Origin of the sequence: Buttiauxella sp. B2 (assembly GCF_006376615.1) — a bacterium.
GTDB lineage: Bacteria > Pseudomonadota > Gammaproteobacteria > Enterobacterales > Enterobacteriaceae > Buttiauxella.
The window spans coordinates 162740-175919 of sequence record NZ_VEXQ01000007.1 but is presented as its reverse complement, the minus strand read 5'-3'; the positions used below and the strand labels follow the sequence as shown (position 1 = coordinate 175919).

Below are 13180 nucleotides of genomic sequence, written 5' to 3'. Positions count from 1 at the left end.
TAGGAAAGTGTTTTATTGTTTATCTCGCCGGATGAGTGAGCTAAGTATAGCGGTTTAGCAAAATTGACTGGGTTACATGAACCAGTATGTAAAATGAGTAATGTGTTGATAAATAATAATATAATGTAATCGTTGATTATTATTAGGAATTTAACCCGACCGTTGAAATGTTTCCTTTTGTAAATTATGGGTTTACTCAATAAATTTGCAGAAAAATTCATCTCTATTGTCCAATAAAATATTTATTTTTGAGTTTTTGAAAATAACGAAAATCAGCATTAAATTTGCTTTGTTTTTAACATTTAAGTGAAAAAATCTAAATCCTTGTGTTTTTAAAGGGTAAGAGATCTTTCGAATGAAAGAATGCTGTGGTAGTTAGTATGTCTGAATGTATATTGAAATAATTAAGTGTCTCAATATAATTGCCGCATACAACGAGTATGGATATTCACCTACTGCTTTTAGATATTAACTTCATTTTAATAATGTATATGTATATGTAAGAGAAGATATGAGCTATCAACTGTATGGATTCTTAATTGGGAAAGATATTCATTTCGACATTGAACACCGGCAAGTGTATCGGCTTTCCTCAAATGGCACGGAAAAAAATCTGATGTTTGGGACGGTTTTCTTTAGCGAAACAATGTTCCAGCTTTTCCTTTATATGCTGAATAATGCCAGAGGGAATCGAGTTTCCAAGGATGAGTTGTTAGTGAAAATCTGGGAAGACAAAAAATTAAGTTCTTCTCCACAGCGGTTATGGCAAGTATTGAATGGGCTTAATAAAAAATTAATGTCACTGGGGTTGCCTGATGGCTTTATCGCGACAATAAGAGGTGCAGGTTACACCGTTAACTATAAGGAAATTACTCCTCTATATTACCGAGTTAGCGAGCTCCCAATTGTAATCAATGATGGAGAGTTCGTCTAAGTTAATTAAATTGATGTGCTAGTTTGAGGGTGTTACACCCGTAAATATTACCCATAACAAATAAAATAATTCTGAAAAGAAGGGGTCCTTATAACCTTTTCAGAGGTTCTATAAATTTTAATTTAGAAGTTGTTTTACAAGGATAAGTAATGAGCGGGTGGCATTAATAAATGCTGCTCAATCTACGGTATCAAACCGTCTTATTAATTGAGTGATAGTTCTATGACCAAATTTATTTCGCGAATAACCCAGCGTGGTTATTCAAGCACTCGCACGTTCTTACCTGGTGTGATTCGCATATTGCTAATTGGTTCGTTGAGTTTAATGGCGGCCTCCTATTTTGTTGAGGTGGCGCAGGCCAGCAGCGGAAATAAAAAACCAACGCAAGTTTCTGCGACACCTCAGACCCAGGAAAACCGAATTGCGATGTTCAACCAGGCAGTGGCGAACGATTTGGCTGGCCGCCCTACAGCAGCCCGCCGTGCTTACGACACCCTGAAAGGTACCGAACTGGACTCGCAAATTGCGGTTCCTTCTGCGGTCAACTTTGTGGCGCTGGGTCGTTTCGCTGAGGCCAGCAAAGCCTTTGATGCATTAACGCTTAGCCCGAATGTTCGCGATAGGGATTATGCCCGCCTCTGGCAGTTGTGGCTCAACGCCCGTACTGGCCAGAAAGCGCATGGCAACAAGAAAGACACGGTTGGCGCTATTTCTCTCGCCCAGCCGAATGAACAGGCTATTGCCAATTTATATACCGGAAAAGGCTCTGTTGAAGCGGTGTTTAGCGCAGTTAAGGCCATGTCGTTCACTACTGAACTTGAACGCAGCGATGCCTTAACCGAAGCCACTTTCTTCACCGGAACCTGGCTGCTGTATGTGAAGCATGACAATGCAGCAGCAAAAAATCTTTTTGATCAGAACAGAAGCCAATTGAACAACGTTTCGTTGGAAACCCCATTCATCACCAAGGAAATGGCCGCGCTGTAACCCGGTGTTGCCCTACTAACTGGAATTATCCCGGACCAGTGATGGCCGGAAAGGAAATATTATGAATAAGATTTATCGTTTAGTCTGGAATCCAAGCTTGCAAATGCTTATCGCGGTCAGTGAATTTGGTAAAGCAAAAGGCAAAGGAAAAAGTGTTGCTGCTACTACGGCTGGCGTGGTCGGTGCGCTCGCACTGTCAATGGTGGGTATGGAAGATGCTCGAGCTTATATGGCCGGAGGGGCCACCACCGATTCAGGTTTGGCTATAAATATCGCCATTGGGTCTGGTGCCTCTGCCGCGCCAGTTCCTACTCCAACTCCTGAAACTACATGGGGAGGCAACATTGCTATTGGTCGAGCTGCAACAGCCGGAGACGGTAGGGTTGCAGGATCAACTACATCTCAATCAGGTGGGAGTGTAGCTATTGGTGATATCACAGTTGCTACGGGTGTCAAATCAACAGCTATTGGTTATCAGGCTAATGCACTTGGCAACTGGTCAATGGCTTTAGGTACTTCAGCTAAAACTACGGGCCAAAGTGCGGTTGCAATAGGGGATTATGCTCAAGGAAACGGCGCGAATAGTTACGCAATGGGCCCCTACGCAGTTGCTAATGGAGCCTATTCCAATGCAATTGGGTATTTATCACTTGCTAAAGGTATAGATAGTGTTGCTATAGGCCACAGCTCCCTGGCGGATAAAGATTATACCGTTGCTTTAGGTGTTAGTGCTGCAGCCAATAATGTGAGTGATATCGCTATTGGGCGTGGGGCTCAGGCAACTGGTACTGGTAGTGGCGGCGCATATGCCAACCGTACCGGCGCCATTGCTATAGGTGAAGGAACAATTGCTTCTGCAGGTAATTCTTTTGCATTGGGTAATGATGCTCAAGCAACCAAAGATAACTCCATTGCCATTGGTCAAATGGTTAATTCTAATGGTATTGCAAGTGTTGCAATGGGGGGGGGATCAAATGCTACTGGTGACTACTCACTAGCACATGGTTTCTGGGCTGTGGCGAGTGGAACTGACTCCGTAGCTATTGGCGATCATACTAAAGCCGTAGGCATCAATGGTGTGGCTATGGGTACCAAATCCCAAGCTAACGGCACCAACTCCATCAGCATCGGTACCGGCAATATCGTTAACGGTAATAATTCCGCAGCGATTGGTGACCCAAGCATTATTAATGGTACCGGCAGCTACTCACTGGGTAATAGCAACCTCATCGACTCCGATAACGTCTTTGTTGTCGGCAGTAACGTCAATGTTGGTACCGGCCTGAATGATTCCATCGTTCTGGGTAATAACTCAACTATTGCGGCAGCTGTAGGTACTGCGAGCAAAACTATTGGCGACAGCACCTTTACTTTCGCTGGTGCTACACCTGTAGCTGCGATGAGCGTAGGTGCAGCCGGTGCAGAACGTACTATCACCAACGTGGCCGCGGGCCGCCTGGAATCAAACAGCACTGATGCTATCAATGGTTCACAATTGTATGCCGTTGCAGCGGACCTGGATGCATCAAAAACTCACTACTACAGCGTAAATGATGGTGGCGTGAACAAAGCCAACTATGCGAACGATGGTGCAACCGGTCTGGATTCAGTGGCTGTGGGTATCGGTGCACGTAGCGCAGGTCAAAACTCTGTAGCTATGGGTATCGGCTCCCTGTCTGCTGGTCTTTCTAGCATGGCTTTGGGCCAGGGTTCAAAAGCTGATGGGGAGTCTTCATTAGCTCTTGGTACCGGTGCTAGCGCTACCGTGGCAAAAGGTATAGCACTGGGTGCAGGTTCAGTTGCTTCTACTGATTTTGGACATGCAGGCTATGTACCAGCAGGTGTCTCGGCTGCTGCTCAAACAGCAATTAATGCAACAACGAGTACATTGGCAGCGCTGTCTGTGGGCGATGCTTCAACAGGTAACTTCCGTCAAATTACGGGTGTTGCAGCGGGTACGGCAGGCAGTGATGCAGTGAACGTGGCACAGCTGTCGTCCGTTGCTGAAATGGCTAATGCAGGTTGGGATGTGACTGATGCTAGTGGCACTAGTGCAAACATTGGCCCGAAAGGTAAGGTGATCTTCCAGAGTGCTGATAACAACATCGCTGTCACCCAGAGTGGTGCTGATGATGCGGGTGTTATGAACTTTGCATTGAATAAGAACCTGGATTTGACTTCAACCGGTAGCATGACCATCGGTAACAGCTTACTGAATGACAACGGCCTGACGCTGACTAACGGGCCGAAAGTACTGGTAACCGGTATTGATGCAGGCAGTAAGAAAATTATCAATGTGACAGCAGGTGTTGACGATACTGATGCCGTAAACGTATCCCAGCTTAAAACCTCAGCAGATGCAGTGAAAACTCACTATTACAGTGTGAACAGTACTGAAAACATTGAAGGTAGCAACTACAACAATGACGGTGCAACCGGTGCAAATGCGATGGCCGCAGGCGCACGGGCTGCTGCATCAGGTGTTGATTCTGTAGCAATGGGTTATGGTGCAAAAGCTCTGAATGCAGGAGATGTAGCCCTGGGTTCCGGTTCTGTCACAGGCACAACTGAAGGTACCAGCAGCGTAACAGTAAATGGTCATACTTTTGGTGACTTTGCAGGTGCTAGCCCAACAAGCCAGGTTAGCGTAGGCAACACAGATAATAAGCGCCTTATCACGAACGTAGCGGCAGGACATGTAACAGCGGACAGCACTGATGCGGTTAACGGCTCGCAGCTTTATACCGCATTTGATGCGATTGATGGACTGTCTCAGGACGCCCTGTTGTGGGACCCGAGTGCGAACGCGTTTAGTGCTAAACACGGTACTGTAGCGAAGAACAAGATCACCAACGTGGCTAATGGGGATGTTAACTCAACAAGTTCTGATGCCATCAACGGTAGCCAGCTGTACAAAATCGCTGGTAACACGACAAATGAGTACACCGATGAGTATGGTGTGGGCATTCGTTATGCACGTACCAACGAAGCGGGATTGGAAGAGCTTGATTCATATGCAATGGGGCAGGGCAGCACCGCATTGGGTTACAAGGCACAGTCTTCTGGCCTGAACAGCCTGGCAATGGGCCGTGATTCCAGTGCAACAGCTAATAACAGCGTAGCGCTGGGTGCGAACAGCACCACGCTGGCAAACCTTTCATTGGCAGGTTACAACCCAAGCACAACCGCAGTTATCGCGGGTCTGGGCCCGGTGGGTGAAGTGTCCATTGGTTCTGCGGGCCAAGAGCGTCGTATTACTAATGTTGCGGCAGGTGCATCCGATACCGATGCGGTGAACGTTAGCCAGCTTAAGGCCGTACAAGCCGGTGCTGAGGCTTCCCAAACGCACTACTACAGCATGAGCAGCGCCAACCGATCGACTGGAAGTAACTACAACAACGATGGGGCCACCGGTTCGAACTCTATGGCCGCAGGTGTAAGTGCTGCTGCTTCAGGTAACAACGCGGTAGCTGTGGGTACCGGGTCGACTGCAACGGCATCAAATTCAATTGCGATTGGTACTGGTGCTCAGGCTGTTACGGCCAGCAGCGTCGCCCTTGGCGATGGAGCTAAAACTAAGACGGCAATCGGCCTGGATCATATGACTATCCGTGGTGTTGACTACGAAGTTCAGGGCAAAAACCCAGTCGGTACCGTTAGTGTTGGTGATGAAAATGCAGAACGTACCATTACTAACGTGGCGGCAGGTCAAGTTAATTCCACCAGTACCGATGCGATTAACGGTTCTCAGTTGTACGCAACAGTAGATGCAATTAATAAACTGAGTGCGGGTCAGAACGGGCTTGATGGGGAAGCTGTGAAGTACGATCACAATCCAGATGGCACTGTTAACCACGACAAGATTACGCTTGAAGGAAATCCGACGACGATTACCAACCTCGCAGACGGCACACAACCTAGCGATGCGGTGAACTACTCGCAGCTGACTACCGTGGCAAACCAAGTGACCAACATTGCAGAAGGCACAGATGGCATGTTCCAGGTGAACAACACCAGTAATCTGCCGAAACCTAAACCAACGGGCAAAGATTCAACTGCCGGTGGTGCTGGTGCTGTTGCTTCAGCGGATAACAGCGTAGCGCTGGGTGCAAACTCTGTTGCTGACCGTGCAAATACCGTGTCTGTCGGTGCTGCAGGTTCTGAGCGTCAAATTGCAAATGTGGCCGCGGGTACCCAGGGTACTGATGCGGTTAACGTCAGCCAGTTGAAACAAGGGGTCACTAACGCTAATCAGTACACAGATAACAAATTTAACTCACTGAAAAATATGGTTGATGACCAGAACGACAAGTTAAGTGCCGGTATTTCGGGTGCGATGGCAATGGCAAGTTTGCCTCAGCCTTACGCTCCAGGTGCAAGCATGGTCAGCATGGGTGGAGGCACCTATCAGGGTCAGTCTGCCGTCGCACTGGGCGTGTCTACCATTTCCGACAATGGAAAATGGGTCACTAAACTGTCCGGTACCAGCACCTCTCAGGGTGACCTGGGTGCGGCAGTCGGTGTGGGTTACCAGTGGTAACACGCAGATTTCAATAGTGTGCTTTATCGTCCCCGGCGCTTGCCGGGGACTCATCCCAAAATTATTAAGTGAGAATTAAATATGTTTACTAAATCCAAACCTAACCGTTTAGTGATGGTTGTTGGTGCTCTGCTTCTGCTCTCTGGCTGTACTCGCTCTACCAGTAATGTCGATTCACAGGGTAAAACCGATAACCCGGTATTCCCGGATGCGGCAAGCGCTGTCAGAACGGAAGGTAGCTTCGTTAATGTGGCCAACCTGGAGCAGGTTCGTGCCGGTATGACTAAAGCGCAAATTTATGAACTGCTGGGTGTTCCGCATTTCAGTGAAGGCGTCATGAAAGTGAAAGAGTGGAACTATATTTTCCACTTTACCAAGGAAGATAAATCCGTACTGACCTGCCAGTATAAAGTGTTATTTGATACTGACATGAAAGCACAGAGCTTCTATTTCCTTCCGGAAAACTGCCTGTCTCAATTAAAAGCAGCCCCAGTCGCTCCTGTTCATAAAGAATTGAGTGCTTCAAGCCTGTTTGCTTTTGGCAGTGCATCACTGTCTGCGGAAGGTGTTAAGCACGTAAAGCTGCTGGCCTCTGAGCTGAAATCTGAGTCTCTTACGGGCAAACATATTGTTGTTACCGGCTATACCGACAGAATTGGTAATCCTGCTCAAAACCAACGGTTGTCACAGGCTCGCGCTGATTCAGTGAAGCAGCTGCTCGTGACAAATGGCATCCCTGCCCAAAGCATTGAAACGCGCGGTATGGGCGACAGTAATCCTCAGGTTTTTTGCCCGGGTAAACAATCTGCCGCAGTCATTGATTGCCTGGCTCCAAACCGCCGTATGACCGTTGATATCAACGCAGGATAAGTCAGTAATATGCTCAAGCGTAAATTAATCAAGACCGCCATTGGCGGTCTTATTCTCCAGGCATCAGCGTTAGCCATGTCTGCACCACAAGATTTAACCGTCAAGTCAATCAGTGTTCCATCATGGAATATCATTACGGATACCTTAATTTCGGCAACACCGAAATTAGACGGCAAACGAAATGAGTTTCTGATGCAGCAGGTTTGCGATTTGGCTAGAGGTGATAAAACGCAGCAGGAAGTGAATACTATGCTGCAAAAAAATAATATTGATGCAACTAAAATACCTCAGCAAGGCGCTGTGTTCTCCATGCTGGTTAATGGGAATCTGGCTCAACAGCAGATGGCTTGTGTTTCTTATTTATCATCATCACTATTTTATACAACAGACAGCTCTGCATATTTTAAAACTAAAGTCGCGAGTACCGATAAAAATACAGTGAAGGAGAAGAAAAACACCACTGGTGATACTAAAACATTAGAGGAGAAATCATTCGACCAGGTTGGTTTTATGGAAGACGCCAGAGTGAAAATGGCTATCGCTCAGTCAACTGGACAATTGTATGCAGTCATCGCAAAGAACATGGGTGCTGACAAAAACATCTCTGTAAGTGAATTGCAAAAACGCATTATGAGCGCTGTTATGAATTATGCGCCGGAGTATTTCCGTACACTAAAAAAATTCTACGGTAATAATGCCAGCCACCTTCAGATAAATGCGTTAACTCAGGATGGGTTTGCCGTCGCTGATGATAATGGGAATGAGTTGATACAAACCAAAAATAGTGTCCGTTTACGTGCTCGCGGTGTGGATTGGTTTGGTAATGGGCGCATCCTTGGGAAGGAATATTTCTCTGATGTGGCGATTATTGCATCTCAACCACAAGAGAACATACAGAAATCACAATCGCAGAATAAAAATAAGAATAAAAGCAAATAATAACAATGATGCCAGGCTTGTACCCTTGGTCTTGTTTATTAAGTGAAATAAGGGTTTTGTTATCGCTATTCCCCTGTGATTTTTAACTCGATATCTCTGGACTCATTAATATGAATATTTTCATCTTAACGAACGATTTTTATATGTTTAATGGAATTAAGCATGCGCTGTCTGATAGGCTTGCCTATAATTGCGTGCAGGTTGATCCATCATCTCCGTATAATGCATTTTTATTTTTTTGTGCTTCAAAAGAGGATGTTTTTGTGTTGTTGCCTGATTTTTATAAGCTGAGCTTTGATGTGTTGCTTGGGCTTAATAATAGCAAGGCGTCGGTCATTATAACAAAAACTGAAAGCACGTCTATTTTGGGTCTCATATTTCAGTATCAGTTAATTCCGAAGAAGTTCTACCTTAGTGATTTACTACAAGCTATTCATTTTAAATATTCGGAGGCTAAGGTTGCCAATATACCTAAGCTTACAGGAAGAGAAAAAGATATATTGCTCTTTACTGTTAAAGGAATCTCAATCAGTAGCATGAGCCGGAGTTTAGATATATGCATCAAGACGGCATATCAACATCAACGCAATGCATTAAAAAAAATAGGGATTCAGCGAGCCTGTAATATATTTCAGTTGCCAGATAATCTCATCAGCTATTTATGCACTTATCATTAGGCTAACACTGAATCGCCACGGATATTGAAGCCGTTTAGCATGTAGGTAGTACCGGCAATAATCCAGATTTCCGTCCCCGTAGGAAGCGGGGTCATTGCTTGAAATCCTGTATCAGTCTCAAGCGTGACAGGAAACAACTGCGGAATATTCACTTCAGATGATGAGTGGAACTGCAGTTTTCCTTGTCACCAGTGCTGATGCGATTTAAACACCAGATTCACAAGATGCGGCAACACGTTCGATATTTGATGCAGGCATGAATGTAATATCAGAATCACAATCATTAAAAATGGGCATAAAAAAACTGGCTTGTTACAGCCAGTTTTCAGAATGACAAAGGTGTGCAGATTCATTTTCTACACTAGAACTTTCAGCGCATAGTAACGAATTCTTCCGACCCAGTTGGGTGAATCGCCACGGTGTTGTCGAAGTCTTTCTTGGTTGCGCCCATTTTCAGTGCGACCGCAAAGCCTTGCAGCATTTCATCCATGCCGTAACCAATACCGTGAATACCGACAATCTTCTCATCTGGGCCCGCGCATACTAGCTTCATGCGGCATGGCTGGCGGTGAGATGTCACTGCGGTGTACATCGCAGTAAAGGAAGATTTATATACCTTCACGTTATCGTCGCCGTACTGCTCCCGCGCTTGTGGCTCGGTTAAACCGACCGTACCGATTGGTGGGTGGCTGAACACGACGGTTGGCACATTGCTGTAATCCAAATGTTCGTCTGGCTTGTTGTTAAACAGGCGTTCTGACAAGCGACGCCCAGCGGCAACCGCCACAGGAGTCAGTTCCACAGCACCGGTGTTATCGCCCACGGCATAAATGCCCGGCACGTTGGTGTTCTGGAATTTATCGACTTCGATATAACCGCGAGCGTTGGTTTTCACACCGGTAACAGCCAGATTAAAACTGTCCGTTGCTGGTTCACGGCCAATCGCCCAAATCAGGCAATCTACAGTTTCTGAACGGCCATCCTCAAGGTGCAGGGTCAGGCTGCCATCGGCATTTTTCTCAACTGCTTTTGGCACGGCTTGCGTATGCAGCGTTGGGCCTTCGGTATTAATCACTTCCAGCAGCGTTTCAACAATCAGCGGATCAAAAGTACGCAGCGGTGCGTGTTTACGCACAAACAGATGCGCTTCTGAACCCAGCGCGTTAACCACACCTGCGATTTCAACTGCGATATAACCTGCGCCCACTACTGCAACACGTTTTGGTAGCGCAGACAGTGCGAAGAAACCGTCGGAATCAATACCGTATTCAGCGCCTGGAATAGACGGGCGGCTTGGGCGGCCACCGGTCGCAATCAGAATGTGGTCAGCGGTGATGGTTTCACCGTTTACTTCTACGGTGTGCGCATCGACAAATTTGGCAAAGCCACGAATCACATCTACGTTGTTTTTACCCAGCACGTTGTCGTAAGAGGTGTGGATGCGGTCAATATACGCGGTGCGGTTGGCGACCAGTTTGTCCCAGTCGAATTTATTCACCGTGGTGTCAAAGCCGTAGTCCGGGCCGTAGTTATGAATGGCTTCTGCGATTTGTGCCGCATGCCACATCACCTTTTTCGGTACACAACCCACGTTTACGCAGGTGCCGCCCAGCTCTTTCGCCTCAATCAGTGCGCACTTCTTCCCATACATTGCCGCACGGTTAATGGAGGCAATCCCGCCGCTGCCGCCGCCAATGGCGAGGTAGTCATAATGTTTGGTCATGATGTTTCCCTATTGAGTCGAAAAATATGCGCGATTGTAACGCTTCGCGAGTGTTTAGAAGCAAGGTTCCACCGATGGCTGCAATAGCCACGTCATAATTCAAGCCGCAGGGGTGTTGGCTGCACTCCTTCACCCCAGTCACTTACTAAAGTAAGCTCCAGGGGACTCACTCCCTTGCCGCCTACCTGCAACTCGAATCATTTAGTGGTGGATTTATTCCGGTACGACCCAGCTTAACGTGGTGGAACCATTACCTGAAGGAACCAGGGTTTTATGCAACCACGGCAGTACAGTAGCCATTTGCTGCTCGAGTTTCCACGGTGGATTGACAACAATCATGCCGGAAGCTGTCATGCCACGGCGGTCGCTGTCCGGGAGCACGGCAAGTTCAATTTGCAGAATGCGGCGGATACCTGTTTCTTCCAGTTCACGCAGCATACGTTTGATTTGCTGGCGCATAACGACTGGATACCACAGCGCGTAAGTACCCGTCGCAAAACGTTTGTAACCTTCGTTGATACCCGTGACGACAGCCTGGTAGTCGGTTTTAATTTCATATGGCGGGTCGATAAGAATCAGACCACGGCGCGATACCGGCGGCAGTTTAGATTTCAGCTGGGTATAACCGTCAGCGCGTTCAACACGGGCACGATTGTCTTTCTGGAACTCGTTGCGCAGCAACGGGAAGTCTGACGGGTGCAGTTCAGTCAGTTGCAGGCTGTCTTGCTCGCGCAGAAGCTGGCGTGCAATCAGCGGGGAGCCCGGGTAATAACGCAGTTGGCCGCTGTGGTTATAGGCTTTAACTGCATTGATATAGGGTTCAAGTTCGGCTGGTAGATCATCGTGCTGCCAGATGCGACCGATCCCTTCCAGATATTCACCGGTTCGTTCGGCATGCTCACTACTCAGCTTGTATCGGCCAGCTCCCGCATGTGTATCGAGATAAAGGAAAGGTTTCTCTTTCTCTTTTAACGATTCGATGATTAAGGATTGAACGGTATGTTTTAGTACGTCGGCATGGTTGCCGGCGTGAAAGCTGTGGCGATAACTGAGCATGGATGCAGGAATTCCGGAAATGAGAAAACAAATTTCACACAGTTTACCGCAGATTGCGCCAGATTACCGCAGAGGCTGGCTGGCTGTTTCGAAGGGCCTGTCATAAAAGTATCAATTTGCTACGCTAGCGTCGTATTCAGGCAAGGTAATTGTTTGAGTAAAAGGAAAAATAATGAAAACTCGTCTTTCGATGTTACTCGCCATGATGGCGGCAACACTGCCAGCGCTGGCGCAGAATGTTCCGTTAGCCCTGGCGGATGCCATTGCAGGCAGTGTTACACAAGCCTCGAGTAGCCCGGCGTTTAATGCGCTGGAAAGCCAATCGCTTGCGGCGTTACGTCATGCCCTTAAAGGCAGCGCCACTACCTTAAAACGTGACCAACTGGCAAAAGCTACACAGAGCGCAAACCAGGCTGATACCGCCTGGCTTAAAGCAAGCGGTTATGATTTCCAGAGCAAAGTTAATCAGCAGGCGGGCATGGAGTTGCTCTCTGCATTTAGCACACTGCCGGATTCAGTATTGCAGGCCAATCGTGATACCGTGGCCGCCATCAACCGGGACGCCACGCAAACTACCCGGCATCAGGCCCTTGCTGACGCCGAAGGCATCAGTTTTCTCTACTTTCTGAGTGGCGCAATGGGGCCACGCCTTGGTAAAGCCTTTCTCGCCGCCTATGACAAAGGCGAGCTAAGCAAAGCGGCGGCACTGATAAAAGCCAGCGAAGTCAGCACGGGCGCTGCAAAAAAACACTTCAACTACCCGCGTCCTTTTCTGGTCGAAGGGAATACCGTTCACCTGGTACCGGACGATGTGATTATTCAGGACAAAAAGCCATACACGGCTGACGGTGGCTCATTCCCTAGTGGCCATACAAACACCGGTTATACCGATGCACTGTTGATGGCGCAGATGCTCCCGGAACGTTTTGACGCACTGGTTATACGAGGTGCCCGCTACGGTTACTCGCGTATTGTGCTTGGCGTGCATTATCCGCTAGATGTGATGGGATCGCGGATGGTAGCCGAACGCAATGTCGCTCACTATCTTAATGACGGTAAGTACCGCGCATTGTTCAACGAAGCGCGAGACCAGTTACGCACCGCGTTAGAAAAAGAGTGTGGAATGCCGCTTGCTGAATGCGCAAAAAGCACCGGCAAAGACGACCCGTATCGTGACCCGGCAATGAATACGTTCTACCGCTTCACCATGACTTACGATTTGCCGCAGCAGAAGGGTGAGAAACAACAGATTCAGGTGCCTGAGGGGGCTGAAGTGCTGCTGGAAACCGCTTTACCGCACATTTCTGCCGCTCAGCGCCGTGCATTGATGGTCAAAACCGCAATACCTGCGGGCTATCCGCCCTCAGGCACAACCGCTGAACAACAGTTTTGGCAGCGTTTGAATTTGCCTGCTGCATACTCAATGGCGCAAAAAATTCACTGATTTTAGACTC

General features: G+C 47.6%; 9 protein-coding genes. 7 read left to right on the top strand and 2 right to left on the bottom strand.

The window, feature by feature from the left end:
- The first annotated feature begins 511 nt into the window (after positions 1–511).
- The 6 genes from FH968_RS10785 (at position 512) to FH968_RS10760 (ending at position 8947) form a co-directional block, all read left to right on the top strand.
- On the top strand, positions 512–934 hold the full coding sequence (locus tag FH968_RS10785) for a winged helix-turn-helix domain-containing protein (protein WP_139879254.1): 423 nt from the start codon (positions 512–514) through the stop codon (positions 932–934).
- A gap of 222 nt (positions 935–1156) precedes the next feature.
- Positions 1157–1921, top strand: coding sequence for a hypothetical protein (locus FH968_RS10780; protein WP_139879251.1), 765 nt, complete (start codon positions 1157–1159; stop codon positions 1919–1921).
- Between the two features lie 61 nt (positions 1922–1982).
- Positions 1983–6461 carry a YadA-like family protein gene (locus tag FH968_RS10775; RefSeq protein WP_139879249.1) on the top strand — a complete coding sequence of 1493 codons (4479 nt, stop codon included), beginning with the start codon at positions 1983–1985 and terminating at the stop codon, positions 6459–6461.
- A gap of 81 nt (positions 6462–6542) precedes the next feature.
- Entirely contained in the window at positions 6543–7331 is a 789-nt protein-coding gene (locus FH968_RS10770) for an OmpA family protein (RefSeq protein WP_139879247.1), read from the top strand.
- Positions 7332–7340: 9 nt separating this feature from the next.
- Positions 7341–8270 carry a hypothetical protein gene (locus tag FH968_RS10765; RefSeq protein WP_139879245.1) on the top strand — a complete coding sequence of 310 codons (930 nt, stop codon included), beginning with the start codon at positions 7341–7343 and terminating at the stop codon, positions 8268–8270.
- 110 nt (positions 8271–8380) lie between these two features.
- Positions 8381–8947, top strand: a complete 567-nt coding sequence (locus FH968_RS10760; RefSeq protein WP_139879243.1) for a LuxR C-terminal-related transcriptional regulator — start codon at positions 8381–8383, stop codon at positions 8945–8947.
- A 370-nt stretch (positions 8948–9317) separates the two neighbouring features.
- On the opposite strand, the gene gorA is transcribed toward FH968_RS10760, so the two are convergent.
- Both gorA and FH968_RS10750 read right to left on the bottom strand, forming a co-directional pair.
- The gene (gene gorA, locus FH968_RS10755; RefSeq protein ID WP_139879241.1) at positions 9318–10670 is read right to left on the bottom strand and encodes a glutathione-disulfide reductase; all 1353 of its coding nucleotides are present in this window, start codon (positions 10668–10670) and stop codon (positions 9318–9320) included.
- Between the two features lie 213 nt (positions 10671–10883).
- The gene (locus tag FH968_RS10750; protein ID WP_139879238.1) at positions 10884–11726 is read right to left on the bottom strand and encodes a 23S rRNA (adenine(2030)-N(6))-methyltransferase RlmJ; all 843 of its coding nucleotides are present in this window, start codon (positions 11724–11726) and stop codon (positions 10884–10886) included.
- Between the two features lie 172 nt (positions 11727–11898).
- Between FH968_RS10750 and FH968_RS10745 the strand changes: the two genes are divergently transcribed.
- The gene (locus FH968_RS10745) at positions 11899–13170 is read left to right on the top strand and encodes a phosphatase PAP2 family protein (RefSeq protein ID WP_139879236.1); all 1272 of its coding nucleotides are present in this window, start codon (positions 11899–11901) and stop codon (positions 13168–13170) included.
- The last annotated feature ends 10 nt before the right edge of the window (positions 13171–13180 follow it).